This is a genomic window from Nesterenkonia aerolata (assembly GCF_031470965.1).
In the GTDB taxonomy this organism is placed as follows: domain Bacteria; phylum Actinomycetota; class Actinomycetes; order Actinomycetales; family Micrococcaceae; genus Nesterenkonia; species Nesterenkonia aerolata.
The window spans coordinates 39,119-65,250 of the sequence record NZ_JAVKGR010000004.1; the positions used below are offsets into that span (position 1 = coordinate 39,119).

At 67.5% G+C, this 26,132-nt stretch carries 25 protein-coding genes; 13 read left to right on the forward strand and 12 right to left on the reverse strand.

Annotated elements, in window-relative coordinates:
• The first annotated feature begins 160 nt into the window (after positions 1–160).
• Positions 161–2,956 carry an HAD-IC family P-type ATPase gene (locus RIL96_RS05245; protein ID WP_310547962.1) on the forward strand — a complete coding sequence of 932 codons (2,796 nt, stop codon included), beginning with the start codon at positions 161–163 and terminating at the stop codon, positions 2,954–2,956.
• A 9-nt stretch (positions 2,957–2,965) separates the two neighbouring features.
• Here the strand turns inward: RIL96_RS05245 and RIL96_RS05250 are convergent, their stop codons facing one another.
• Positions 2,966–3,769: a VOC family protein gene (locus tag RIL96_RS05250; RefSeq protein WP_310547963.1), complete on the reverse strand. Its 804-nt coding sequence runs from the start codon at positions 3,767–3,769 to the stop codon at positions 2,966–2,968.
• 130 nt (positions 3,770–3,899) lie between these two features.
• On the opposite strand from RIL96_RS05250, the gene RIL96_RS05255 reads away from it, so the two are divergent.
• The 5 genes from RIL96_RS05255 (at position 3,900) to phnE (RIL96_RS05275) (ending at position 8,467) form a co-directional block, all read left to right on the forward strand.
• Positions 3,900–4,646, forward strand: a complete 747-nt coding sequence (locus RIL96_RS05255) for an HAD family hydrolase (protein WP_310547964.1) — start codon at positions 3,900–3,902, stop codon at positions 4,644–4,646.
• Positions 4,647–4,783: 137 nt separating this feature from the next.
• A complete protein-coding gene (locus RIL96_RS05260; protein ID WP_310547965.1) occupies positions 4,784–5,773 on the forward strand; it encodes a phosphate/phosphite/phosphonate ABC transporter substrate-binding protein in 990 nt (329 codons plus the stop codon).
• Positions 5,770–6,561, forward strand: coding sequence for a phosphonate ABC transporter ATP-binding protein (gene phnC / locus RIL96_RS05265; RefSeq protein ID WP_310547966.1), 792 nt, complete (start codon positions 5,770–5,772; stop codon positions 6,559–6,561). Before RIL96_RS05260 ends, phnC begins: the two co-directional genes overlap by 4 nt.
• Before the next feature lie 5 nt (positions 6,562–6,566).
• Complete coding sequence (gene phnE / locus RIL96_RS05270) at positions 6,567–7,577, forward strand: phosphonate ABC transporter, permease protein PhnE (protein ID WP_310547967.1); 1,011 nt, start codon at positions 6,567–6,569, stop codon at positions 7,575–7,577.
• Positions 7,574–8,467: a phosphonate ABC transporter, permease protein PhnE gene (gene phnE / locus RIL96_RS05275; protein ID WP_310547968.1), complete on the forward strand. Its 894-nt coding sequence runs from the start codon at positions 7,574–7,576 to the stop codon at positions 8,465–8,467. The genes phnE (RIL96_RS05270) and phnE (RIL96_RS05275) overlap by 4 nt, the downstream gene beginning before the upstream one ends.
• Here phnE (RIL96_RS05275) and RIL96_RS05280 read toward each other — a convergent pair.
• Positions 8,367–9,119: an ABC transporter ATP-binding protein gene (locus RIL96_RS05280; protein WP_310547969.1), complete on the reverse strand. Its 753-nt coding sequence runs from the start codon at positions 9,117–9,119 to the stop codon at positions 8,367–8,369. The two genes, phnE (RIL96_RS05275) and RIL96_RS05280, sit on opposite strands and share 101 nt — an antisense overlap.
• A complete protein-coding gene (locus RIL96_RS05285) occupies positions 9,119–10,309 on the reverse strand; it encodes an FtsX-like permease family protein (RefSeq protein ID WP_310547970.1) in 1,191 nt (396 codons plus the stop codon). Before RIL96_RS05285 ends, RIL96_RS05280 begins: the two co-directional genes overlap by 1 nt.
• Before the next feature lie 192 nt (positions 10,310–10,501).
• On the opposite strand from RIL96_RS05285, the gene RIL96_RS05290 reads away from it, so the two are divergent.
• On the forward strand, positions 10,502–11,836 hold the full coding sequence (locus tag RIL96_RS05290) for a sensor histidine kinase (protein ID WP_310547971.1): 1,335 nt from the start codon (positions 10,502–10,504) through the stop codon (positions 11,834–11,836).
• 71 nt (positions 11,837–11,907) lie between these two features.
• Positions 11,908–12,594 (forward strand): response regulator, encoded by a 687-nt coding sequence (locus RIL96_RS05295; protein WP_310547972.1) that lies wholly within the window; start codon positions 11,908–11,910, stop codon positions 12,592–12,594.
• A gap of 95 nt (positions 12,595–12,689) precedes the next feature.
• Here RIL96_RS05295 and RIL96_RS05300 read toward each other — a convergent pair whose 3' ends face one another.
• Both RIL96_RS05300 and RIL96_RS05305 read right to left on the reverse strand, forming a co-directional pair.
• Positions 12,690–13,025: a hypothetical protein gene (locus RIL96_RS05300; RefSeq protein WP_310547973.1), complete on the reverse strand. Its 336-nt coding sequence runs from the start codon at positions 13,023–13,025 to the stop codon at positions 12,690–12,692.
• A gap of 216 nt (positions 13,026–13,241) precedes the next feature.
• A complete protein-coding gene (locus RIL96_RS05305; RefSeq protein WP_310547974.1) occupies positions 13,242–13,634 on the reverse strand; it encodes a hypothetical protein in 393 nt (130 codons plus the stop codon).
• Positions 13,635–14,029: 395 nt separating this feature from the next.
• On the opposite strand from RIL96_RS05305, the gene RIL96_RS05310 reads away from it, so the two are divergent.
• From RIL96_RS05310 to RIL96_RS05320, 3 genes are all read left to right on the forward strand, one after another.
• Complete coding sequence (locus tag RIL96_RS05310; protein ID WP_310547975.1) at positions 14,030–14,455, forward strand: DUF3151 domain-containing protein; 426 nt, start codon at positions 14,030–14,032, stop codon at positions 14,453–14,455.
• Positions 14,456–14,612: 157 nt separating this feature from the next.
• Complete coding sequence (locus tag RIL96_RS05315) at positions 14,613–16,043, forward strand: lipase family protein (protein ID WP_310547976.1); 1,431 nt, start codon at positions 14,613–14,615, stop codon at positions 16,041–16,043.
• Between the two features lie 20 nt (positions 16,044–16,063).
• Positions 16,064–16,744 carry a thymidine kinase gene (locus tag RIL96_RS05320; protein WP_310547977.1) on the forward strand — a complete coding sequence of 227 codons (681 nt, stop codon included), beginning with the start codon at positions 16,064–16,066 and terminating at the stop codon, positions 16,742–16,744.
• A 508-nt stretch (positions 16,745–17,252) separates the two neighbouring features.
• On the opposite strand, the gene nagB is transcribed toward RIL96_RS05320, so the two are convergent.
• The 7 genes from nagB to RIL96_RS05350 form a co-directional block, all read right to left on the reverse strand.
• Positions 17,253–18,035, reverse strand: a complete 783-nt coding sequence (nagB, locus tag RIL96_RS05325) for a glucosamine-6-phosphate deaminase (protein WP_310547978.1) — start codon at positions 18,033–18,035, stop codon at positions 17,253–17,255.
• Positions 18,036–18,042: 7 nt separating this feature from the next.
• Positions 18,043–18,372 carry an FAD-binding protein gene (locus RIL96_RS13320; protein ID WP_374761852.1) on the reverse strand — a complete coding sequence of 110 codons (330 nt, stop codon included), beginning with the start codon at positions 18,370–18,372 and terminating at the stop codon, positions 18,043–18,045.
• Between the two features lie 77 nt (positions 18,373–18,449).
• The gene (locus tag RIL96_RS05330; protein ID WP_310547979.1) at positions 18,450–19,481 is read right to left on the reverse strand and encodes an N-acetylglucosamine kinase; all 1,032 of its coding nucleotides are present in this window, start codon (positions 19,479–19,481) and stop codon (positions 18,450–18,452) included.
• Positions 19,478–20,422, reverse strand: a complete 945-nt coding sequence (locus RIL96_RS05335; protein WP_310547980.1) for an N-acetylmuramic acid 6-phosphate etherase — start codon at positions 20,420–20,422, stop codon at positions 19,478–19,480. The genes RIL96_RS05330 and RIL96_RS05335 overlap by 4 nt, the downstream gene beginning before the upstream one ends.
• Positions 20,422–21,942, reverse strand: a complete 1,521-nt coding sequence (locus RIL96_RS05340; protein WP_310547981.1) for a sodium:solute symporter — start codon at positions 21,940–21,942, stop codon at positions 20,422–20,424. The genes RIL96_RS05335 and RIL96_RS05340 overlap by 1 nt, the downstream gene beginning before the upstream one ends.
• A 6-nt stretch (positions 21,943–21,948) precedes the next feature.
• Positions 21,949–23,184, reverse strand: a complete 1,236-nt coding sequence (locus tag RIL96_RS05345) for an anhydro-N-acetylmuramic acid kinase (protein ID WP_310547982.1) — start codon at positions 23,182–23,184, stop codon at positions 21,949–21,951.
• On the reverse strand, positions 23,181–23,930 hold the full coding sequence (locus RIL96_RS05350) for a GntR family transcriptional regulator (protein WP_310547983.1): 750 nt from the start codon (positions 23,928–23,930) through the stop codon (positions 23,181–23,183). The genes RIL96_RS05345 and RIL96_RS05350 overlap by 4 nt, the downstream gene beginning before the upstream one ends.
• 389 nt (positions 23,931–24,319) lie before the next feature.
• Between RIL96_RS05350 and bioB the strand changes: the two genes are divergently transcribed.
• Together bioB and RIL96_RS05360 are read left to right on the forward strand one after the other, a co-directional pair.
• Positions 24,320–25,393, forward strand: a complete 1,074-nt coding sequence (gene bioB, locus RIL96_RS05355; protein ID WP_310547984.1) for a biotin synthase BioB — start codon at positions 24,320–24,322, stop codon at positions 25,391–25,393.
• A gap of 89 nt (positions 25,394–25,482) precedes the next feature.
• On the forward strand, positions 25,483–26,019 hold the full coding sequence (locus RIL96_RS05360; RefSeq protein ID WP_310547985.1) for a DUF421 domain-containing protein: 537 nt from the start codon (positions 25,483–25,485) through the stop codon (positions 26,017–26,019).
• Positions 26,020–26,132 lie beyond the last annotated feature (113 nt).

Here is a 26,132-nt window from a genome sequence, read left to right on the forward strand (position 1 = left end):
CCCGCGCACCTTCGCCCGCCCTTACTCATCCCGCTTACTCATCCCGACGACACTCCACCGGTACTCGCACAGGTGAAGCGGCGTGACGCAGTCGATACCGCCGGTCACCAGAAGTTCATAGGATCGACAGGTGCACCACACCTAGTCACGAGGGGCATCGATGACTCGCACCGCAGAGACCACTTCAGCCCAGCCGCACCCGCCGGCAGGCCCGGCACAGCTGGAGCGCGCGCATAGCCTAGCCGCTGAGGAGGTCCTCTCCCGGCTCGACGTCGATGCCGAGACCGGCCTGAGCACCGCGGAGGCGACCTCGCGTTACCAGAGGCTCGGCCCGAACCGGCTGCCCGAACCTGAGCGTGACTCCGCCGTCCTGCGCTTCGTCCGCCACTTCCACGACGTTCTCATCTACGTCCTGCTCGGCGCGGCCGTGCTGACCGCGGTGCTCCAGCACTGGGCAGACACGATCGTCATCCTGCTGGTCGTGGTCATCAACGCCCTCGTCGGTTTCCTCCAAGAGGGCCGGGCGGAATGGGCCTTGGAGGGCATCCGCCAGATGCTCTCGCCCACCGCTGAGGTCCGCCGCGACGGCGCCTGGGCCTCCGTCGACGCCGAGGCTCTGGTCCCCGGGGACATCGTCCGGCTGAGCTCCGGAGACCGCATCCCCGCCGACCTGCGTCTGCTGCAGACTGCGGATCTCGCGGTCGAGGAGTCTGCGCTGACCGGCGAATCCGTGCCGGCGGAGAAGTCCTCCGCCGCTGTCGAGGACGACGCCGGCATCGGCGACCGCACCTCGCTGGCCTTCTCCAGCACCCTGCTGACCTCCGGCACGGGGCTCGGGGTTGTGGTCGGCACCGGTGAACACACGGAGATCGGCCGGATCAACACGATGATGTCCGAGGTCGAGACGCTGGAGACCCCGCTGACCCGGCAGATCGCCTCCTTCGGGAAGATGCTCTCACTCGGTGTGCTCGTCCTCACTGTGGTGCTGGTGTTCATCGGTTGGAGCGTCCACGGCACCCCGATGGCTGAGCTGCTGCAGGCCGCCGCCGGGTTCGCCGTCGCGGCCATCCCTGAAGGGCTTCCCGCGCTGATCACCATCACCCTGGCCCTGGGCGTGCAGACGATGGCGCGCCGTCAAGCCATCACTCGCCGCCTGCCGGCGGTCCAGACCTTGGGCAGCGTGACGACGATCTGCTCGGATAAGACCGGCACGCTGACCAAGAACGAGATGACTGCGGAGCGGGTCGTCGTGGCGGAGGAGGAGTTCGAGATCTCCGGCGCCGGGTATGCGCCTGAGGGCGAGGTCACCGGTGAGGGCGCGCCGGTGGGTCTGGAACACTCGGGTCTGCGCCGATTCGTGGAGATCATGTCCTTGGCCAATGACACGGACCTGGTCCGCGGCGAGGCCGGATGGGGGATCAGCGGTGAACCGACCGAAGGCGCGCTGAAGTCCTTGGCCGGCAAACTCGGCTATGACGATGCGGAGGCGCGTCGTCTGGCGACGCTGCCGTTCAACTCCGAGAACAAGCTCATGGCCGTCACTGCGGAATTCACCGGTGCTGACCAGAGCAGCGCCGGTCAGAGCAGCGCCGACCAGAACAGTGCCGAGGCCGTGCAGCACCACCGGCGCGTGCTGGTCAAGGGCGCACCGGACCGCCTGCTTGACCGTGCGGCCACCCAGCTCGGTCCCGACGGCGAACCCGTGGCCCTGGATCGTACGCACTGGGAGCGGCGGATCGAGGCGCTCTCGGCTGATGGGCTGCGTGTGCTCGCCGCCGCTCAGCGCCCGGCGCACAGTGAGGATGCCGAGGCGCTGAGCATCGAGTCACTGGGTGAGGAGCTGATGTTCGTCGGGATCGTCGGCATTGTGGACCCGCCCCGTGAAGAGGCGATCGAGGCGGTGCGTGTGTGCCGTGAAGCCGGTATCAAGGTGAAGATGATCACCGGCGACCACGCGGGCACGGCCACGGCCATCGCCTCGCAGATGGGCATCGACGACGGCGCCGGCGCGGTGTCCGGGCATCAGATCGAGGACGCCGATGACGACGAGCTCCGCCGGCTGGCACAGGATCACCACGTCTTCGCCCGCACCTCCCCGGAGCATAAGCTCCGCCTGGTCCGTGCTCTGCAGTCCGAGGGCCACGTGGTGGCGATGACCGGAGACGGGGTCAACGATTCCCCCGCGCTGCGCCGGGCCGACGTCGGCGTCGCGATGGGGGTCAAGGGCACCGAGGTGACCAAGGATTCGGCGGAGATCGTCCTGGCTGATGACAACTTCACCACGATCGAAACGGCCGTGGAGGAGGGCCGGCGCATCTATGACAACCTGCGCAAGGCGCTGGTCTTCCTGCTGCCGACCAACGGTGGGCAGGCGGCCGTGGTGCTGGTGGCGGTGATGCTCGGCTGGACACTGCCGCTGACACCGCTGCAGGTGCTGTGGGTCAATATGGTCACCGCGGTGACCTTGGCCTTCGCCTTTGCGTTCGAGCCGGCGGAGAACGGGATCATGCGGCGGCAGCCCAGAGATCCCTCGCGGGGGATCGTGGGGGCGCGGCACATCACCCAGATTCTGGTGGTCTCGCTGATGATCGCCGCGGTGACAGTGGTGGTGTTCCGCTGGCGCATCGACGTCGGCGACGACGTCGAGACTGCCCGGACGCTGGCGACCACAGTGCTGGTGGTCTGCCAGGTGTTCTACCTGTTCAACGTGAAGTCCCTGGAAGGGGTGAGCCTGCGTCCCTCAGTGCTCTTCCGCAACGGTGTGGCCTGGGTGATGGTGGCGGTGCTGACCGTGCTGCAGGTGGCGTTCATCTACGCGCCGCCGCTGCACGCGGCCTTCGACACCACCTCATTGAGCCTGTACTACCTGTGGATCACAGTCGGCGCGGGAGCGGCGGTGTTCCTGCTGACTGAGCTGCTGAAGCTGCTGCTCTACCCCCGGCACCTGGCCTCCTGAACCCGGCACTCACGGGGCGGGCGGCTGGTTGATCTGGAACGACGCCCCTTCCGGGTCGGCGACGGTGGCCACCCGGCCGAACGGCGAGTCCATCGGACCGTCGAGCACGGAGCCGCCGCGGGCGAGGATCGCGGCAGCTGTGGCGTCAGCGTCCTCCACACCGATGTACCAGCGCCACTGGGAGTGATCGAACCATTCTCTGGCGTCGCAGAGGCCGGCGACGGTCTCCCCGTCGATGTTCGCGGTGACGTAGGGGTAGCGCACGCCGTCGTGGGGTTCGACGACGACGGTGCCGTCCTCGGCCATGAACTCCGGCTCCCAGCCGAAGACCTCCCGGTAGAAGGGCAGGGCGGCGTCTATGTTCACGGACATGGACTCGAACCACACCGGAGTCCCGGGGCTCAGCGGCAGATCCACACCGGAGAAGGTGCCGCGCTGCCACACCCCGACGACGGCGCCGGCCGGGTCGATCAGCACCGCCATCGTTCCCATCTCGCCCACTGCCATGGCGGGAACCATCACCTGGGCTCCCGCCTCCCGGGCGGTGTGGACGGTCTCTTCGATGGACTGGGACTCCAGGTACACCGTCCACACGGAGGGAGCCTCGAGGGGCTGGCCGTCCTGGGTCATCGCGCGCATCATGCCGCCCACCTGGTGGCCGTCCTTGGTGATGCGCTGGTAGTGGCCGAAGTCGGGGCCGGCGTCGTGGAATTCCCAGCCGAAGACCTCCGAGTAGAACCGCTGGCTGGCGGGCAGGTCTTGGACGGTCAGGTCGACCCAGATCGGTGCGCCGTGGCGTGATATCTCGGGCATGGTGACTCCTCAGCGACGTCATGTCCGAATCCCGCCGCGGGTCTGCGGCATCGCCGGTCAGGCCGATTCTAGAATGCCTGCTCGGCCCTGCCTAGATGTGCTGGCTGTGCAGGACGGTAGCCTGAGCCCCGTGACTGATCCGCGCGCCCAGCTCATGCTCTTCGACTTCGACGGCACACTCTGCCTCGGAGATGATCCGGTGCTCGCCTATGCCGTCGCCGTCGAGGATCGGCTTCGCGCACGGGGCGAGAGCACTGCGCTGAGGGACAACGTCCGCCATGCGCTCAACTCCAATGACCTCAACTCCGATGACCTCGGCATCGTGCCCGGAGGTGCTGCCGAAACGGCCACCCCGCAGGACGGCTACCAGCTCGTCCAAGCCCTGGGCCAGGCGGCCGGGCTCGACGAGGCCGAGTGCTCCGCGGCATTCCGCGCCGCCCGGGCTCAGCTGATCGCTGGGGGACTGCACCGCACGGACGTCCACACCCCGGCCGGGGTGCAGTCGCTGCTCGCCGAACTGCGCCAGAGCGCCGCCGTCGTCCTGGTCACCAATGCCCCCGCTGAGGGGTTCAGTCTATGGCTGGAGGCGCTCGGGCTCTCCGCCGCCTTCGACGCCGTGATCAATGATGCCGCGAAGCCCGCCGGTATGCCGGCGGCCGTGACCCGTGCGCGCAGCCTCACAGGCATCAGTGACTCATCACCTGTGTTATCCATCGGTGACATCTGGGCCAATGATCTCGCACCAGTTGCGGAGCTCGGCGGGACCACAGTGCTGATCGATCGCCACGCTGCTGGTGCCGGCAGCCCCGATCACCGAGTGCGCAGCTTCGCAGAGGCCGCCCCGTTGCTGCGGCAGTGGGTGCAGAATCCGCGATGAACTCTGTGTAACGGCTCAACAAACCGGGCGCAGAGGGGTTTGTCACCCTGCTGCCGCCGGTTAGCGTGAGGACCAACTCCCGCACCGATGAACAACTCCTGCACCGATGAAGAGGTAGTCCTATGCAGTCCAAGACGATGTCATTCTTCGCTCTCAGCTCAGTCCTGGCGCTCGGCCTCACCGCTTGCGTCACCGATGAGGACAACGGCACAGACGACGGCGGCGAAGACAACGGCACCGACGAGGCCCTGGTCCTTGGGCTGGTCCCGTCACAGGACGCCGACGCCCTGGTGGAGGATGCCGACGTCCTCGCCGAGCAGCTCTCCGAGGAGCTGGACCGCGAGGTCGAGCCCTACATCACCGACAACTACTCCGGCCTGATCACGGCGATGGAGACCGGCCAGGCCGATATCGGCATGTTCGGGCCCGTCGCCCTGGTGCAGGCCGTGGACCGCGCCGACGCCGAACCGATCCTGCAGTCGGTGCGCTACGGCTCCGACACCTACGTCACCCAGTGGTTCACCAACGACCCTGACACCTACTGCATGGACGAACCCGTGGAGGAGGAGACCGAGGACGGCGACACCCTGCTCTTCTGCAACGGCACCGATGAGGCCGAGGACGGCCCCGCCGGAGAGGAGGCCCTGGAGCAGATCGAGGCCGGCACCACTATCTCCTTCGTCGATGAGGGCTCCGCCTCGGGCTACTATTACCCGGCCACCCAGCTCGAGCAGGTCGCTGATCTGGACCCGATGACCGACCTCGACGCCCAGTTCGCCGGAGGCCACCCCAACTCAGTGCTCAACGTCTACAACGGTGAGATCGACCTGGGCGTGAGCTTCGACGACGCCCGCCTCGACGTCGTCGAGGAACAGGCCGATGTCGGTGAGGAGGTCGTGGTCTTCGCCTACTCGGAGAACATCCCCAACGACGGCATCGTCGTCTCCGGCGATCTCGACGAGGACGAGCAGCAGCAGATCACCGACGCGTTCATGGCGATGACCGAATCGGATGAGGGCCTGCAGGCGCTGGAGGACGTCTACAACATTGAGGACCTTGTCGAGGCCGACGTCGACGCCCTCGACGCGGCCCGGCAGGTGGCCGAGAACTTCGGCGACGAGGAGTGAGCGAACCCCGGCCGGGGACCATCGTCTTCGAGGCCGTCGACGTCGTCTACCCCGGCGGCTATCAGGGACTCACCGAGGTGGACCTGCGCATCGAGCAGGGGGAGTTCGTGGTCATCGTCGGGCTCTCCGGCGCGGGGAAGTCCACGCTGATCCGCACGATCAACGGCCTGGTGCCCTACACCTCCGGGCGGCTGAGTGTGGGATCAGAAGTCGTGGACCCGCACTCCAGGCGCCGGCTGCGCAGGCTCCGCTCCCGGGTGGGGATGATCTTCCAGTCCTTCAACCTGGTCTCGCGGATCAGCGTGCTGCACAACGTGCTCGTCGGCCGTTCCTCGCAGACCCCCACCTGGCGTTCGCTGCTGGGGTGGTACCGGGCTGCGGATCAGGAGATCGCCTTTCAGTCCCTGGAGCGGGTCGGCATCGTGGAGAAGGCCTACGTCCGGGCGTCCTCGCTCTCCGGCGGTCAGCAGCAGCGGGTGGCCATCGCCCGGGTGCTCGCCCAGGATCCGCAGGTCATCCTCGCGGACGAGCCCGTCGCCTCCCTGGACCCGCCGACAGCGCATCAAGTGCTCCAAGATCTGCGGCGGATCAACCGGGAGCTGGGCATCACCACGATCGTGAACCTGCACCATCTGGATATGGCGCGCCGCTACGCCGACCGCGTGATCGGGATGCGGGCCGGGCGGATCGTCTTCGACGGTCCCGTGGCTGAGGCTGACGACGCCGCCATCGAGGAGGTCTACCAGCGTTCACTGACGGCCCAGGACGTCGCCGGAGACCCAGAGTGAGCCCGATGACGGCACCTCAGGCAGCTGAGCACACCCCGGGGACCGGGGCCGCCCGTCCGCGGCGGCCGGCGCCCCGCCCGGCCCCGTACCTGGGGCTGCTCGCCCTAGCCGGCGTGCTCATCGTCGTATTCTCGGCGACGACGACCTCCACCCTGCGGCTGTCCTTCGGCCTCTTCGCGGTACCGCTCTACGCCGGGTTGGCCGGAGTGCTGCTGGTGGCGGTCATCGGACTGGGGTGGCGGCTGCGCGCCCAGCCGCTGCCGGTTCTCGGCGTGCTCGCGGTGATCGCGATGTGCTGGTGGGGCGGCAGCGGTATCGGCTTCACGCTCGCTCCGCTGTGGGAGGACCTCGGCCGCGCGGAACGGGTGCTCGCCGAGTTCCTGGACCCGAACTGGCGCTTCGTCATCCGGGTGTGGGATCAGTGGGTGGTGACCCTCGCCATGGCGATCGTCGCGACCACAGTGGGCTGCGCCGTCGGACTGCTGCTGGCGCTGGGTGCCTCACCGGTGTCCAGTCCGACGAAGCTGACCAGCCAGGTCATCAAAGCGACGAACTCCGTCATCCGCTCCATTCCGGACATCGGCTACGGGCTGCTCTTCGTCGCGATGCTCGGCGGCACCGCCGGCGGTGCCGGACCGATGGCCGGGATCATGGCGCTGGTGATGTTCAACATCGGCATCGTGGCCAAACTGACTGGTGAGACCATCGACTCCGTGGATCCCGGTCCCTTAGAGGCTGCGGACGCCACCGGTGCCACGCTGATCCAGCGCAACCGGCAGGCCGTCATCCCGCAGATCCTGCCGGGGTTCTTCTCCTACACGCTCTACACCTTCGAGCTGAACATCCGCGCCTCCGTGGTGCTGGGCATCGTCGGTGCCGGAGGTGTGGGGCAGGTGATCACCGTGCAGCTCTCCCACTTCAACTACTCGAACATCGCCGCAGTGATGATCGCGCTGGTCGTGGTGGTGCTGGCCGTGGACTATCTCTCGCTGACCATCCGCAGGAGGCTGACATGACCGCTCAGCCGCGCCACCGTACATCGGGTGCCGTCTTCTCCGAGGACGCGCTGGACCGCCGCCCCGTCCGACCGGCGAAGACGGGCTACACCGTGGGGATGATCGCCTTCGGGGTCCTTGTCATCGCTGCGGTCTCCAGCACCGGGGCGGACTTCTCCCGGCTGCTCGAGTTCCCGGGGAACTTCGTCAACTACGTCGGGCTCATGACCCAGGGCGTGTTCCAGGTGCCCGATGAGACGGTCCGCGGCTATTGGGGCTCCTCGGTGGACGCGATGCTGGAGTCGGTGCAGATCGCGTGGATCGGGACCGTCGTCGGGGCTCTGTTCTCCCTGCCGATGGGATTCCTCGCCGCCCGCACGATGACCCCGCTGCCCGTCTACGTGGTGGTGCGGTTCATCCTCTCAGTGATCCGGGCGGTCCCCGAGATCATCTTCGCCATCGCGATCATGCTGCCGATCTTCGGACTCGGTCCACTGGCCGGTGCCCTGGCGCTGGGCGTCAGCTCGATCGGGACGCTGTCGAAGCTGATCTCCGAGGCGGTGGAATCGGTGGACACCGGGCCTCTGGAGTCGGCGGTGGCCTCCGGGGCGTCGAAGACGCAGATGATCCGGTGGGCGGTGCTGCCCCAGGTGCTGCCGGAGGTCATCGCGATCTGGCTCTACCGGTTCGAGGTCAACATCCGGGCTTCGGCGATCCTCGGTGTCCTCGGCGCCGGCGGGGTGGGCTCACTGCTGAGCACTCTGTTCAACCAGCGTGAATGGGAGCGGATCGGGATCACCCTGGTGGTGATCATCCTGGTGACGATCCTGGTCGATCAGATCTCCGGGTGGATCCGGCATCGGGTGATCCACGGTGCGCCGAAGCAGACAGCACGCCGTCGCGCATTGTGACCATCGCATCCGTCAGCGGTACGAAGTCGGTGTCGTGAGTGACCATCACTGTGGCGGTGCCGCGCTCGCGGGTGATCCGGCAGAGCAGCGTCACCACCTCTTCTGAGCGTTCGTGGTCGAGGGCGGCGGTAGGTTCATCCACCAGCAGCACCGATGGCTCTGACATCAGCGCGCGGGCGATGTTGACCCGCTGGCGCTGGCCGCCGGAGAGCTCATGGGGACGCCTGCTGCAGGACTCAGCCAGTCCGACGTGATCCAGGATCTCGGCGCCGCGCTCGCGGGCTCGGCGCCGGGGCTTCCCGCGTAGGTCGTCGACGATGACCAGCTGCTCCAGCGCGGTGAGCGAGGGCAGCAGGTTGGGCTGCTGGAAGATCAGTCCGACCTCGTCCCGACGTAGCCCCGCCCGGTGTTTCTCCGTCAGCTCGGTGACCTCCCGGCCGTTGATCCGCACGCTGCCGCTGGTGGGCGTCAGCAGCGTGGCGGCGACGGCGAGCAGGCTGGACTTCCCTGAGCCCGACGGCCCGACCAGGGAGGTGATCGTCCCGACCTCGGCGGTGAAATCGACGTCATCGAGGGCCCGCAGCGTGCCGTCCCGGCCGTCGGGGTATTCCAGGGTCACATCGGTCATCTGCAGGGCAGGAGTCTGGGTCATCAGTTGCCTCCCAAGGCGAGCATCGGGTCCACTGTTCTCACTCGGCGCACCGCCAGCACGGAGCCCAGCGCTCCGAGCACGACGACGCCGGTCATCGGCAGCAAGGTGGTGGTCAGGTCTGTCAGGAAGGGAGCGACGTCGGCGGCGAGGAGACCACCGGCGGCACCGAGTCCTCCGCCCAGGCCAGCACCGAGGAGCAGTACGATCAGGGCTTGGCCGACGGCATCGCGCAGTACGTAGCCTGAGGAGGCCCCCAGCGCACGCAGCACGGCGATATCGCGGGTCCGCTGGACGGTCCACACGGAGAGGAACGCGAGGATGACCAGTGCGGAGATCCCGTAGAGGAACCCCTGGATCATCGTCAGCGAACCGTTCTCTGAGGTGTAGGAGGGCAGTGCGTGGAAGCTCTCGCCGCGGGACATCGCTTTGGTGCCGGCAGCCTCATCGACGGCATCGCGGATCTCGCCGCCGCTGAGCTCGGCACCGGTCACCGCTTTCCACAGCCCGGGGGTGAGGCTGCTGATCGGGTTCTCTGAGGTGACGTCCTCGGTGAACGAGGAGATCACGACTGTGCCGATGATCTCCTCAGCCTCGCTGCCGCCGGTTCCATCGATATGTGAGGCTGCCTGCCAATCCTCTCGAGTCGTCCACACCACGGGTAGGTGGCTGTAGGACTTCTCGGCGACGACGTCGACCACCTCCAGCTCCACACCGCTGATCACCACGGTGTCTCCGCGGCCGACATCGAGTTCTTCGGTGATGCCTGCGCTCAGTACCGCTTCCCCGGAGCTGAGCTCGGTCCCAGCACCTGCTGCTGCCGTCGCCCCGCTCTCAGCGCCGAAGAGCGCCACTGACGTCGAGCCCTGCCGGTCGCCGGAGAGGTCGAGGCGCGTCTGTGAGATGCCCAGTGCGGAGGCGGACTCCACGCCGTCGGCCGAGCCCCACGCATCGACCTGAGCTGAGGTGACGGTGGAGTCGGTGAATTCCGCCGAGGGTTCGTCCTCCCCGGCAGGTGCACCGAAGGCCACAGTGTCGGCCTCGAGCTGTTCGATCGCGCTGGTGGTCTGCTGAGCCAAACCTGCAGTCAGCCCGGAGAGCATGATCAGCAGGAAGGTGATCAGGGCGACCACCGCCCCCATCAGGGCAAAGCGGCCGGTGGCGAAGCGGATGTCGCGTAGGGCCAGGAACATGGTCCTCCTTGAGATCTGAGTGAGGGGCTTGTGGCGGGTTTTCGCTTCTCCTCAGCCCCCGCTCTCCAGCCTTCCGCGGGAGGGGGACGGATACATCGGGTGCTTGGTCGGTAGTAGGGCGTGGGTCGGTGGAGCCGCGGATCAACCGATCGGTGGATCCGCGATGTCATCCGTTCTCGTTACGCTGATGGGATGCACAGCAGTGTCCGTGACCCGCTGACCGGCCCCGGTGTCCTCAGCGGGCTGCGGATGAGCCTGCAGGTCGCCGTCGGGCTGCTGCTGGTGGTCGGTATCGGACGTATGTACACCGATGCCGACGCTCTGTGGCCGGGGCTGGTGCCGGTTGCGCTGTTCACCCTGCTCTACGTCCTCGGCACTGTGGCGGAGGAACGACGCCGTCGTCGCGGCTCCTCCTTTCCCCGCAGCCTGCAGATGGGTTGGCTGTTTGCGGTGACGGCGGCCTGGGGGCTGCTGGTGCTGCACCACTCGGATTTCGCCTGGCTGGCCTTCCCGCTCTTCTTCCTCCATATCCACCTGTTGCCGCTGCGCTGGGGGCTCGGTGCGGTGCTGGTGATCACCGCGGTGGTGATCGTGGCCCTGGCCTACGGTCAGGATGGACTGCAGGTCGCCACAGTGCTGGGCCCCAGCATCGGAGCCGTCTGCGCGGTGGTGATGGCACTGGCCTACCGCACGCTGCGCCGCGAGAATCTCGCCCAGCAGCAGGCCCTGGACGAGCTTCGGCGCACCCGTGAGGATCTCGCCCGGAGTCAGCGGGAAGCCGGTGCCCTGGTGGAGCGGGAGCGGATGGCTCGTGATATCCACGACACCCTGGCCCAGGGGCTCTCCTCCATCGTGCTGGTCTCCCGCGCGGCGGTCTCCAGCCTCCAGGCCGGGGACCAGGCGACGGCGGCGGCGCGGCTGGAAACGGTGCGTCACACTGCCGGGGAGAACCTTCAAGAGGCCCGACGGCTGGTGCGTGTGCTGCAGACAGAGCCCGGTGGCACAGCGCAGGAGGCGCAGCAGGAAGAACCCGTGGTGGATCGGTTGCAGGCACTCTGCCGCCGGACCCAGCTCCAGGCGGAGGCTGGCGGCGCGAGGCTCAGCGTCCGTCTGGACGTCCAGGGGACGGTGCGCACGCTCAGTGAGGAGGTCTCCTCTGCCGTGCTGCGGGCGGTTCAGTCCTCTCTGGCGAATGTCACCCAGCATGCCGATGCGCGGACTGCCGTGGTCACGCTGAGCTTTCTCGACGATGAGGTGACGCTGGATATCTTCGACGACGGCCGTGGTTTCGATCCCGCTGCCGTTCCGGTCAGTGGCGCGTCCAGCGGCGCGTCGAGAGATAGTGCGGCAGATGCTGGTGCGTCAGATGCCGGTGCTCTGGACGGTTCCGGCGTCGGGCTGCGGGTGCTGGCGCAGCGCGCGGCAGCGGTGGGTGGGACCGTCGAGGTGGAATCCTCACCGGGGGAGGGCACAGTGGTGGCGCTGCGGCTGCCCGCGGCGCGAGGCGGGAATACTCGTGGCCGGTAGTCGATGGCTGGGGATGGCCCGGCCGGGAATGTTTGAGGTCAGTAATGTTTGAATGTCGTGGACAGCAGCGCATGGACTCTGCCGCGGCGCTGCCGTCGGCCCCACCGATTCGTGTGTTGCTGGTGGATGACCACCCGGTGGTCCGGGCTGGGCTGCGTGCCATGCTGGCTGAGGCGCCCGCAGCTCCTGGGCTGCCTGGGCAGGAGGCTGTCGATGTCGTCGCCGAGGCTGCCACCGGTGAGGAGGCGGTGCGCTTGGTGGTGCGGGGTGAACCGCAGGTGGATCTGGTGCTCATGGATCTACAGCTCGGCGACGGCATCGACGGCGCCGAGGCGACCCGTCGGATCCGCGCCGTGGGGGAGTTCCCAGTGCTGATCCTGACCACCTATGACACTGATGCCGATATCCTCACCGCCGTGGAGGCCGGTGCCGCCGGATACATGCTCAAAGATGCCCCGCCCGAGCAGATCCACCGTGCGGTGCGTGATGCTGCGGCGGGACGGACAGCTTTGGCGCCGGAGGTCGCGGCCCGGCTGATGGGCCGTATCCGGGAGCCTTTGCCGTCGTTGAGCGCACGGGAGGTGCAGCTGGTGGAGCTGCTGGCCACCGGGCTCTCGAACCGGGCGATGGCCAAGGAGCTGTTCATCTCGGAGGCGACGGTGAAGACCCACCTGATCCACGTCTACCAGAAGTTGGGTGTGGACAACCGGGTCGCGGCGGTGACTGAGGCCCGCGCACGTCGCATCATCCGCAGCTGATATCCGGAACCATGCGCTGTGTGCTCGACAAGGTCATCAATAGGGTCACTGGTCGGGTCCAGAGGGACTGCGCGGGTGACGAAAGCGGAGGAGGCTCACACGGCTTTGATGCGCAGCCTGTCGCAGGCCTCAAGCAGCTCAGGGGTGTCTCGAGTCAGATGACGTGGCGTGATCTGCGTGAGGCGCAAGCTGGTATCCCCGTCCTGTGGCCGCTCGAAGATCGCCCATAGCTTCAGATCATCACCATGCCTCGAGGCGAACTCGATCCCGTCACAGAGATCTCCGCCGGAGACCGACCCCGCCTCCCAAAGGTGCTGGGAGACTTGCTGAGTCAGCTCCCGCGGCCGGGCACTCTTCAGCGCCGCGGTGTCGAAGTCGTCGAGACCGAACACCCGAGCCACGCCGCGGAACGGGGCCAACAGCTCGATCAAGCAGGCCAGTAGCGAGTCCCCCGTATACATCGTTCGATACTTGGCATCGATCGAGTCCCACCTACCGTGGAAACGCATTCCAGGAGTCTCTTGAGTTCCCGAGGGTTCCCACCTGGCCCACTTCCAATCAGGCCACTGCCAAGGGTCTGGGGGAAACCCCACGCGCCAGACTGTCTCGTCGACGTCCCTCAGCTCCACCACGTCGTAAGGCGCCCGTCAGCCGAGACGGGTAAACGTCTTCGCAGCAGCCATCACGGCGATGACTTCGTCTGAATCGGGGCGATGCTCTCGCAAAATTCGAGCCGGGGAGACATCATCAAGCTGGGGATTCGCCCCCTGAAACCAGAGCTGCAGAATCTCCTTAGACTCTTCAGCCTCTGCGATGAGACCCGCAATCTGATACGCGGTCCTCAGGCGCTGAGCATTCTCACCCTGAACCGCCCGGGATCCCTCCGCCCATTGCCGAACTGCCCGAGTCTCCCCCACGTTGCCGATGTAGGCCACCAACTTCGCCCCCAAGAGATCCCGTAGCTCAGAGATCACCTGCTCAATCGGTAACCTGACCGACTGCAGATAGGGCATCATGCCAGGAGAGGTGATCGTCGTCATGCCCCCATTATGGCATACGGCAAGAGAATCACACAGGGGATGACAAGGAGATCACATCCCTGATCCCACCCTAAATCACGTGAAAAACACAGGTGATCCTGACCGAGTCAGCTACTCTGAGGCGTCTCGCCGCAGACCAGCACATAGCGTCGAGAACCGGTTCGACCACAATGCACGCGGGGCCTCAAGGCTATTTCCGTACCCCGAAGGTTGAGAGCCCCGGTCCACAAGGCCCTCTGTATTTCCCTGCTGGAGTGATACCTACTCTGGCAAGATTCGCTTATGCGTCGATCAGCCGCTGATCAGGGCAATGAAAAGTTCCTCGGGGTCCATCCAGAGAGTCCATCCAGAGTTCTCCGACTGCGCGCGATCTGCCGATCGATAGGATGAGGAGCATGAGCATCGTGGGACGCAATCTGATGGAGCCGGAGCCGACGCTGCTTCCGGCCGAGCCCGAGGTCAAGCAGGCGCTGGAGGCTGGTGCGGAGGCCGTCGACGTCGTCGCCGACCACCCCACCTCCTCCCTGCTGTGGGCGTTGCTGGCCGAGGACGCCCTGGCCGAGGGGTACACCGTGGAGGGTTATGCCTACGCTCGCGTGGGCTACCACCGCGGTCTCGATGCCCTGCGCGGCTCGGGGTGGCGGGGTGCGGGCCCGGTGCCGTGGTCCCACGAGCCCAACCGCGGGTTCCTGCGTGCCCTTGCCGCTCTGGGTCAGGCCGCGGCCGCGATCGGCGAGTCCGAGGAAGTCACCCGCATCACCCAGTTCATCCGGGACTGTGATCCGCAGGCTGAGGCGGAGATCGCACAGCTGCTTCGGTGATCCTTGCGGCTGACCAGTAGCACTGACCTGGGACTCTTCCGCCTACCCTTGACGTGAGTCCTGACTGCGCTAGGGTATGAGCCGGATCACAGGTTACTCGGCGGTATCTCTCTGGGTCGTCTGTGACGTCCGTGTCACTCAACCTGCGGAGGCGTCCGTGTTCACTCGTCCTGCCCATACTCTGCCGCGTGCGGTGACCCGTTCAGCCGCGCTTCTCGGGCTCGGCGGCCTGCTTCTGGCTGGTGCTGTTTCTGCCGGGGCCGTCCCGATGAGTCAGCAGATCCCGGAGCCGGAGGAGGTGCTGGCCGAACGTCAGGCCGATGAAGCGGCTCAGGAGACGCTCACCGAGGACGATCTCCCGGACGGGATCGATCTCGGCACCGCCCAGGAGCTGATCGATGAGTCTGAGGAGATCACCGCTGACGATCTCCGCTACGCCGAGGCCGTCGAAGATCTCCCCGAGTCCGAGGACCTGAGCTTCTATCAGACCCCCGCGGAGCTGCCCGAGTCCGAGGGCGAACTCATCCGTCAGCGCGAGGGCACCTTCTACCTCGATCCGCTCAACCTCATCGAGCCTGAGGCCGAGGTCACCACGTTCATGTACCGGACCACTGACAGCAACGACTCAGCTCGTGCTGCCACGGCCACTCTGCTGGAGCCGGAGGACGGCTCTGGGCGCGTGGTGGTCCAGGCGCCGGGCACCCAGGGGATGGCGGACGAATGCGCCCCGAGCCGTCAGCTCGCCGCCGGGACTGAGTACGAGGGCATCGGCATCGCCAACGCGCTCAACGCCGGCTACACCGTGGTGCTGGTGGATTACATCGGTCTGGGCACCGAGGGAGAGCACACCTACCTGAACCGCGCTGATCAGGGCCACGCCGTGCTAGACGCCGCCCGGGCCGCGGCTCAGGTGGAGGGTTCCGGTGTGGCGGAGGACTCCCCGCTGCACATCCGCGGCTACTCCCAGGGCGGCGGCGCGGCGGCCTCGGCGCTGGAGCTCGCCGCCGAGTACGCCCCGGAGCTGCCGGTGGTCTCCGGGTCTGCGGGCGCAGTTCCGGCGGATCTGCCGCGGGTGGCCGAGAACATCGACGGTTCCCTATATTCGGCGTTCCTGCTCTTCGCCATCGGCGCCATGGCCGAATCTGAGGGCATCGACCCGGCAGAGTTCCTCAACGCTGGCGGGCTGCAGGCCTTGGAGAGTGCCTCGGAACAGTGCGCCATCCAGGCGGTCTTCTCCCATGCGTTCACCGATTCCAGCACGCTGACCCTCGACGGGCGTTCCTTCACCGAGATGATTCGGGAAGAACCCTTTGCCTCCTATCTGCAGGAGCAGAACCTGGGTCAGCCGGGCCGGGCGCCGGAGGTGCCCACGCTGATCAACCATGCCCCACTGGATGACGTCATCCCCTATGCTGTCGGCCGTGACATGGGATCGGCCTGGTGTGCAGCCGGTTCCGCGGTGACCTTCGAGGCCACCGGGGTGCCCACGCATCTGGGTGCCTATCTGGGGTCGATGCCGCGCACCGGGATCTTCACTGCGCGGATGTTCGATGGCCGCAGTCCCGTGGACAGCTGCTGGAGGCTGTGAGCCGGTAAGATCATCCGGCGATGGCCAAGCTGTACTTCCGCTACGGGGCGATGAACTCCGGTAAATCCACCAGCCTGCTGCAGGCGGCGTTCAACTATGAGGAGCGGGGCCAGCGGGTATTGCTGGCCAAGCCGGTCACCGACACCAAGGGCGACGACGAGATCGTCTCCCGCCTCGGGGTGACCCGCCGCGCCGATCTCCTCATCGGTCCCGGTGATGAGCTGCGTACGCGGTTCCATCAGTACGCGGCGGCTGAAGAGCCCGGCACCCTCTTGGAAGCTTTCGAGTACGAGCCCGCCGGAGATTCGGTCTCGGAAGGGTTCCGTGCCGGGATCCGGCCGGTGGCCTGCCTGCTGCTGGACGAGGCCCAGTTCCTCACGCCTGCGCAGGTGGACGACCTGCTGCGCATCGCGGTATTGGATGAGGTGCCCGTGCTGGCCTACGGCATCCGCACTGATTTCCGCACCCGCGCCTTCCCGGGCTCTGCCCGGCTGATGGATCTGGCGCATTCGCTGGAGGAGCTGAAGACCATCTGCCGGTGCGGGCGCAAGGCCCTGTTCAACACCCGCCGTGACGGTGACCGCATCGTCTTCGACGGTGACCAGGTCGCGATCGACAGTGGTGAGGCCGGCGGCGAGGTCTGGTACGAGTCACTGTGCGCGGCGTGCTACCTCGAGGTCTCCGGAGGCCGGTTGGGCTGACGGCGCTGTCAGTCGCCGGCGGGCTGGGTTGCGGTGTGGGTCGTCGTCGGGGCAGACGCCGTCGTGGCCTGGTGTCCTGCCCGGCCGCCGTCGGCGCTCCCGATGCTCTGTATCCCACCCTTGTGCAGCTCCAGCGTCCTGCATCCTATCGTTGCGCGGAGATCCCATCCCTATAGGCAGGGGACGCCTGCACAAGGATGGGATCTGCGCGATAGGCGTGCGACGGGCTCCTGGGGTGCCGGTGTAGACCAACCACTTCCTGCGTGACCACGTCATCCCTTACTCCAGAGGTCGTGGTCTGGCGCAGTCGTGGTTCGAGGCAGCGACGCACGTGACCTTCGAGTCGAACCTCGGCCTCACACGGTGGCCGCGCCCACGTCCGTGACGATCACGGCGACCACCGTGTTACACCACTATGCGGGACTCAACTGCGGCTCTGAGCCACACCCTCAACCCGCCTGCGGAGAGCTTCTGCGTTTTTGACCGCCCCCGCTCCTTCAGTTCAAGCTCAAAGGCCCTGCCAGGCGGGCTTGGAGGCGTAGGTCTGACGGTAGTAGTCCGCGAACTCCAGGTGCGACGCCGCGCCCTCGTCCACCAGCACGGTGACATGCGGGTGATGCTGCATGATCGTGGCTGGCCACCGGGCGGAGACGGGTCCCTCCACCAGCTGGTGAACGGCCTCGGTCTTCTCCGAACCGGTGGCGAGCAGGATAAGGTGGCGCGCCTCCGTGATGGTGCCCAGACCCTGGGTGAGGCAGTGCCCAGGCACCAGAGCGGGGTTGCCGCCGAAGAACCGGGCGTTGTCCTGCCGTGTCTGCCGGGTCAACGACTTCACGCGGGTCCGGGACGTCAACGACGACATCGGCTCGTTGAAGGCGATGTGTCCGTCCGAGCCGATGCCGAGCAGCTGGATGTCCACGCCGCCGGCCTCGGCGATCGCTTCCTCGTACTCTGTGCAGGCCCGCGGGAGGCTCTCGGCAAGGCCGTCCGGTCCCACCACCTGATCGGCGGGCCAGTCCAGATGGTCCACCAGCTTCTCAGCGATCACCCGACGGTATCGCTGGGGGTGCTCCGCGGGCAGCCCCACATACTCGTCGAGTAGGAACCCGCGCGCTCGGGAGAAGGACAGTCCGGTCTCGCGGTGGCGTCGGATCAGCTCCTCGTAGACCTTCAGCGGACTCGAACCCGTTGCCAGTCCGAGCACCGACTCTGGTCGCCGCCTCAGCTGCGCTTCGATAGTTTCGGCGGCAAGCACGGCCAGGTCGTCAGCCACACCGATTACGACCTCCATCGATCCATCACGTCCTTTCGTCTGTCGTCTTCCTCAGGGCGTTCGCCGCACCGGGCGGCTTTGGTGTGTGTTGCCTACGGGACGCCGTCCCTCCTAGGCCCAAGGACATTGGCGGCCACATCGAGCAGGTGTCCACCAGGATTCCCGTGCCCAAGCACTGGCCGGAGAAGCTGGTGCCTCCGGAGCGGAAGGTCACCGGAACGCGGTGCGTCGCGGTGATGACCAACACCGCAGCGATCTCCTGGATGCTCCCTGCAATCACCACCACCAGAGGCACCAGCCGATAGCGCGAGGCATCGTGACCACGGGAGTGTGGATTGATCGCCCGGTCCAGCACCTTCTCCTCTCAGACGGCATCCGTGAGGGTGGCCGTTGTCCGGTGGTGAGCGGAGCGGATCAGCTCCGGGGCTCTCCTTAGATCCATAAGGCACCTTCCTGAGACGAGAGGCGTTCGCGTGCGGCGAGGCGGGCCAGGGTGAGAGCGCCGTCCAGGGGATCACCGGCTGCCTCGCGGATCGTGACGGCGCGAGTGTGCTCGGCGACTCGGGCGGTGAAGCCCTCCTTGAGTGCGCCCCCGGCACGCGCGAGCCCTCCGGTGAGCACCACCTGGGAGGGGACGTCGTGGACGGAGAGGGGGCCTGCCGAAGGGAAGCCGCCGGGGTGGTGGTCGCGGTCGGTGGCGAGTGCGGCCAGCGCGCTCTGCGCGGCCTCCCGCCCGGCCTGACGGACCAGCTCCACCGCGGTCGGGTCCTCCCCGTCGGCCAGCTCGACTACGTCGCGGGCGAACTCGCCGAGCACGCCGGCGCGATCCTCACGGGTGTAGAGCTGCCCGGGCCAGGTGGCGGGCTCCCCGAAACGTCTCCGGGCCGCGACCAATAGCGCTGCTCCGGAGGGGTTGACGCCGTCATGGGCGCGCATCGCCAGTTCAAGGCCGTGCCTGCCCAGCCATGCGCCACCGCCACGATCACCGAGCAGGTGGCCCCACCCGTCCACTCGACGCCACTGTGGTCCGTGTAGTCCTGAGGCGTCTGGACCGGGGTGCCCGACGGCTATCGCCCCGGTGCCCAGCACGACGACGGCGCCGCCGGACCCGCCGAAGGCCCCCAGATGCGCGGTGACGGCGTCCACAGCCAAGGCCGCAGGACAGGCGTTCTCTGCGGTGAGCTGGGCGACCAGGCCAGTGGGGTCCTTCACCAGAGAGGCCAGTCCGGTGGACCCGACTCCGATGCCGTGCAGCGTGCGCAGCCGTCCGGGCCAGGTGCGCGCGGCGGTGTCGAGCAGCTCCCGCATTAGCTGGGGGACGGAGCTTCCTGCGGTGCTGACGCGCACCCGCGGGCCGGTCAGCTCTTCCCTTGGTCCGGGCTCGAGACCGGACCAGGCGATTCGGCTGCCGGACCCGCCGATGTCGAGGCCGAGGACCCCGGCCTCGGGGGAGGCGGCGGTCACGAGCTAGTCTCGGCGGACTGTCGGACGGCGTCCGCGATGGCGTCCCGCACCGAACCTGCATGGTCCGCGAGCAGGGCTGAGGCCCGGGTGACGGGCACATCGGCCAGAGAGCTTACGATGGCGGTCTTGAGATCGCCGTCGGCGCGCTCCAGCAGCTCGCGGGCGGGAGCCTCCTCCAGACCCACAGCTTCGCACAGGATGCGCACAGTGCGGTCCCGCAGCTTCGCATTGGTGGCCACGACGGAGACCATGAGGTTCTTCCACGTGCGGCCCAGTGCGATCATCAAGGCGGTGGAGAACCCGTTGAGCACCAGCTTCTGGGCCGTGCCGGCCTTGAGCCGCGTCGAGCCGGTGACTACTTCGGGACCGGTGTCCAGAGCCAGATGGACGTCGGTCGCGTTCGCGAGTGGCGCCTCCGGGTTGTTGGAGACCAGCACAGTGTATGCCCCTGCCGCGCGGGCGGTCTCCAGCGCCCCGCCCACGTATGGGGTGGAGCCGCTCGCCGCCAGACCGATCGCCACGTCGTCGGGCCCCAGCCGCTCCGCAGCCCTGCGGCCCTCCTCCACTGAGTCCTCGGCGTTCTCCACAGCCTCGACCAGGGCCTTGCGCCCGCCGGCGATGTGACCCACCACCCGGTGCGGCTCAAGGTTGAATGTCGGTCTGAGCTCGCTGGCGTCCAGCACGCCGAGACGGCCGGAGGTCCCGGCCCCGTAGTAGTGGACGGTTCCTCCGCGTCGCATCCGCTCTGCCGAGGCCTCCACCATCTCGGCCAACTGGGGGAGCACCGCTGTGACCGCCTGGACGGCCCCTTCGTTCTCGGTGGTGAGCAGCCGCAGGACGCCGAGGGTGTCGAGATCGTCGAGGTGACCGCTCCGGGGGCTGCGCCGCTCCGTGGGCGGCAATGGGTCGGCGGGTGAGGCCTCCGCATCAGAGGGTGTCATCAGCCGCTCGTCCTCTCCTGCCCTTCCAGCTGTCCGTCCGACCGCTGCAGGATCCTCGGGACGGAGGGGTGCCGCAGGGACAGCAGGCCTCCGACGGCGAAGGTGACCAGCACGCCCAACAGCGGATACCACTGCCAGGCTACCCACACCTCGCCGGTGACGTACTTCTCCATCACGAAGAAAAAAGCGTTGACCCCGACGGCGGCGAGGAAGGCGATGTTGGCGTCCGTGGCCCGGGCCCTCCGGTTGAGGATCCCGAAGACGAAGGCGCCGAGGAGTCCGCCATAGGTGATGCCGGCGACCCCGAGGGCAAGGATGACGATGTTGCCCTCGTCGGACTGAAAGACGGCGGCTGGGGCGATGAACGCCAACCCCCAGCCGATGGTCGCCCAGCGGCCGACCTTCAGCCCTTCCTCGTCCGACATCGAGGTCTTCTTGAAGCGTGCGTAGACATCGCTGACGGTCGAGGAAGACAGCGCAGATAGAGAGGAGGACAGCGTTGACATGGCCGCAGCCAAGATGCCCGCCAGCAGAATTCCCGAGACGCCCGGCGGCAGACCCTCGATGATGAACAGGGGGAAGATTTCGTCGTCGCGGGTGAGTCCGAGCGCCTCGGGGGAGGCGTGCTCGTAGTAGGCCCACAGAGCCAGTCCGACCATCAGGAAGATCGCGAACTGCACGAACACCACCACGCCCGAGGCAATTATCGCCTTCTGTGCCTCGCGCTTGCTGCGGCAGGCCAGCAGACGCTGGACCACCAGCTGGTCAGACCCGTGGGAGGCCATGGCGAACACCATGCCGCCCAGCAGTGAGGCGACGAAGGAGGCGTCGGAGGAGATCGGGTTGCCCTCAAACACGAACATGGTCAGCTTGCCAACGTCGGCGGCCTCGCCGAGCCAGCCGCCACCTGTGGTGGCGGTGATGACGATGATGGCCAGGAGCCCGCCCGTGACGTAGAGGAACATCTGGGCGACGTCGACCCACACCACGGCCTTGATGCCGCCGATGAACGTGTAGAGGATCGTGACCACCGCCAGCACGACGATGATCGTGAAGTAGTCGGTGTTCAGCCCCATGCCCTGCAGGATCATGTTCACCGGGATGGCGGCCGCCAGGACTCGGATGCCGTCGGCCAGGAGACGGGTGAACAGGAAGGTGACCCCTGCGGTGGTCTGCGTCGACTGGCCGAACCGCTTGCCCAGGTAGGCGTATGCGGTGACCATCTGGCCGTCGTAGTAGCGCGGCAGCATGAAGAAGGCCACGATGATCCTGCCCAATATGTAGCCGATGGCGAGCTGCAGGTAGCTGATGTCTCCGAGGTAGCTCATCACCGGGATACCGATGACAGTCAGGGCGCTGGTCTCAGTGGCGACCACGGAGAGACAGACGGCCCACCAAGGCAGGTTGCGTCCGCCGACGAAGTAGTCCTTCAGCCCGGTTTGGCGTCCGCTGAGCTTCAACCCCAGCCAGGCGGTGGCTGCGAGGTACGCCGCGATCACCAATAGGTCGATGGTCTGCATGTCATCTCACTTTCTGGGCCCTCCGACCACCCGGAGGTTGGTCGGCATGCGGTGCAGGGGCGGGGGCAGCTGGAGCGGGCCTCGGCCCGGGGTGAGGCGCCCGGCGATGGTGCCGCGAGCGGCACCGGTGACGCTGGGCAGAGTGGCGGGCAGGCTGTGCCAGCTGAGCCAGCCGAGCAGAGCCATCAAGCAGGCCTCCTTGGCGTCCCCAGGTAGGGCGAGGGCCTCGTCGGTGGTGCGGAGGTTGACGTCGGCCCCGAACGCGACCTCCAATTCGGTGCGCAGCAGCGCCATGAGCGTCGGGTTCCGGGTCCCGCCGCCCGAAGCGACGACGCGCCGCACGCCGTGGTCCCGGCAGGCCCGGGCGACGGTGCGGGCGGTCAGCGTGGTCAGGGTGGCGATGACGTCGACGTCGTCGAGAGTGGGGTCTGCGGCGCGGCGACGCTCCAGACGGCTGTCCAGGTAGTCGGAGTGGAAGTGCTCCTTGCCGGTGGACTTGGGGGCGGGGGCGGCGTAGTAGGGGTCGGCGAGGAGGTCCTCCAGCAGCATCGGGTCAGCGGTACCCCGGGCGGCTAGGGCGCCGTCGTGGTCGATGCCGCGCGGGTCGCCGGTGATGCGGCGGGCCATCAGGTCGATCAGTGCGTTAGCCGGTCCTGTGTCGAAGGCGATGGTCTCCGCGCCCGGGGAGGCCACGGTCAAGTTGGCGATCCCGCCCAGGTTGAGCAGCGCTGTCGGGGTTTTTCCGTTGGCCAGCAGCAGATGGTCGAGAATGCTCGCCAGCGGTGCCCCCTGCCCGCCGGCGGCCACGTCCCGGGAGCGGACGTCGGAGAGTACGGGAGCACCGGTGGCCTCGGCGATCCAGGCCGGCTGCCCGAGCTGGAGAGTGGAGGTCACGGAGCCGTCTACGACGTCGTGGAGGATGGTCTGTCCGTGCGAGACCACCAGGTCGCAGCTGGTCCCGATCTCCCGGCACAGGACCTCCACGGCGTCGGCGGCGAACTGGCCCAGGCGGGCGTCTACGCTGCTGACCAGCTGGAGCGGGACATCGTCGGGCTCCAGCAGACGGAGGATGTCCAGGGCGAGCTCCTCCTCGAGGGGCGCCTCCCTAAAGGCGAGCAGGCGCATACTGAGGGTCGGCCCGCTGGCCTGTTCGCCGAGGGAGGGCTCCTCGGTGCGGAATTCCACGAGGGCGACGTCGAGCGCGTCGGCGGAGGTGCCCGTCATGAGTCCGGCGATGATCATGGCCTCCTCCCGTCTGTGGCGTCCTGCTGAGTGCCGCGGCCCGTAGGGTGGGGCACGGTGAGTTCGGTGCGGATCTTGTAGCGGTCGCCGCGGTAGACCGACCGGACGAATTCGATCGGGGTGCCGTCCGCATCACACGAGGTCCGTTCGAAGAGCAGGGCCGGCGTGTGGACGGGTACGTCGAGATGGCCGGCCTCCTCGTCGTCGAGGACGGTAGGTTCGATGGTCTGGATGCTGTGGGCCACGTGGATGCCGTGTTGCTCCCGCAGCAGCTCGTAGAAGGAACGGTCTTCCAGCTGCTCGGCGCGCAGATCCGGCAGCAGCGCGCGGGACACGTTGAGGTCCTCTAGGGCGATCGGTTCGTCGTCCGCGAGGCGCAGTCGCGAGATGGCGACGACCTCTGCGCCCTCCCTCAGGCCCAGCTGGCGTTGAGTACGGGATCCCGCGGGGGAGATCTCGAAACTCAGCGTTCGGGCGCCGGGGGTGAGGCCCCGGGCTCGCATGTGCTCGGTGAAGGAGCTGGCGATGAGGGCCTGGTCGAGCTTCGGGCCTAAGGCGAAGACGCCGGAGCCATGGCGTCGGCGCACCGCGCCGCGGGTGACCAGCTCATCAATGGCTCGACGCAGCGTCATCCGAGAGACGCCGAGCTCCAGGGCGAGGTCACGCTCCGGCGGGAACTGGTCGCCGGCGGTCATGTCGTCGAGACGGTCCAGGAGCTGGTCACGCACTGCGTGGTACTTAGTCACGCGTCCATTGAGACACAGGCCACTCTCAAAATCAAGACCATTGGACTAACTTTTGTCGGTGAGGGTCTCGGCCGAGGCGGTGCGGACCTGGGCCGGCTGGGTTGCGGTGCGGGCCGTCGTCGGCGCTCCCGTTGCGCGCGTCCCATCGTTGTGCAGCCCCAGCGTCCCGCATCCCATCCTTCTGCAGCTCCAGTTTCCGGCGTCCCATCCTTGTGCGGAGATCCCATCCCTATAGGGAGGGGACGCCTGCACAAGGATGGGATCTGCGCGATGGTGGCGCGATGGGGGCGCCGGGCTCCGCGTCCGCCGCACCGACACCGCTCGCCACCCACCTGAACACTGTTCAGGTATGCTCGGAGGGCCCGTCGTCCCCCACGCCAGGAGCTGCCATGCCGTGCGACCCCGAGGCACTCGTCGACCGCATCGAGGCCGGCCACATCCTCACCGCAGAGGAAGCCGAGTCCCTGCTCGCCACGCCCGATGAGGCCACCTTCCGCCTCGTCGCTGCGGCCTCGCGCCTGCGGCGTCGCCACTTCGACCGCACGGTGAAGGTGAACTACCTGGTCAGCCTCAAGACCGGGCTGTGTCCGGAGAACTGCACCTACTGCTCCCAGCGGCTGGGCACCGAGGCCGAGATCCTCAAGTACACCTGGCTGAAGCCCGAGGAGGCCGTGCGCCAGGCCGGCTTCGGCATCGCCGGCGGCGCCTCACGGGTCTGCATGGTCGCCTCCGGCACCGGCCCCACCGACCGCGACGTCGAGCGGGTCGCCGGGATGGTTGGTGACCTGAAGCAGCAGCACCCGCGGGTGGAGGTCTGCGCCTGTCTCGGCTTCCTGAAGGACGGGCAGGCGCAGCGGCTGCGCGAGGCGGGCGTCGACGCCTATAATCACAACCTCAACACCGCCGAGTCCAAGTACCCGGAGATCTGCACCTCCCACACCTACGCCGACCGCGTAGACACCGTCACCCGCGCCGACGACGCCGGCCTCTCGCCCTGCTCGGGGCTGATCGCCGGGATGGGGGAGACCCACGCCCAGCTGGTCGAGGCGATCCTCGCCCTGCGCGCGCTCGACGCCGACTCCATCCCGGTGAACTTCCTCATGCCCTTCGACGGCACGCCGTTGGAGGGGTACTGGGAGCTCACTCCGCTGGAGTGCCTGCGCATCCTCGCGGTGGTGCGGATGGCGTGTCCGGAGAAGGAGCTGCGGATCGCCGGCGGCCGGGAGATGCACCTGCGCGCGCTGCAGCCGATCGGCCTGGAGGTGGCCAATTCGATCTTCCTCGGGGACTACCTCACTTCCGAAGGGCAGGATGCCGAGGCGGATCTGGCCATGATCCGCGACGCCGGGTTCACCGTCCTGGGGGCCTCAGCTGGAGACGCCGCAGACGAGGCCGCCGAAGCCGGTGCCACCGTCGAGCTGCGTCGCCGCGGGGCAGGGACCGATCAGCGCGCCAACGCCTGAGTCCGATCACCGACACTGACACCGCATCGTCCCAGCTCAGCGCCGTATGGCGGATCGACACGACCCGGCTGACATGACAGGCTCCTCGCATGGACATCACACAGTTCTGGGACGGATGGGACCCCATCGTCCATACGCTGCTCACCGTCACAGTCGGCTATCTGGCGCTGCTGCTTCTGCTGCGGATCACCGGCCCGCGCACTACTGCGGCGATGACCCCTCTGGACCTGATCATGGCGGTGACGATCGGTTCGGCCTTTGGCCGGACGATCACGGCCCCTGACGTGCCCCTGGTGCAGATGCTGCTCACTCTGGTGATGCTGGTGCTGTTGCACTGGGTGCTGGCGTGGGTCCGACGGCGCTCGCCGAAGGTGCGTCACATGGTGGATTCACAGCCGGTGCTGGTCTATTACCGCGGTCAGTTCCAGCGCCGGGCGATGCGTGTCCACCAGCTGGTCGAGGATGATGTGCACACCGCTGCCCGGCAGGCCGGGCTCGGTGCGATGGATACGGTCGAGGCGGTCATCCTGCAGCAGGACGGCACGTTGGGGGTCATCTCCTCCGGTGACTTCGGCTCCGGGGAGACGGTCCTGCCCTACACCGGGGAGCCTGACACGACGAGGTAACCGCGGCGTTCGTCGATGGGGCATCGGCACCCCGCAGCTGATCGCCTGGGTTCAGACGGCTCGGTCCCTGCTGCTTGGTAGACTTGCGCAGGCGTCAGACGACCAGCGCCTAT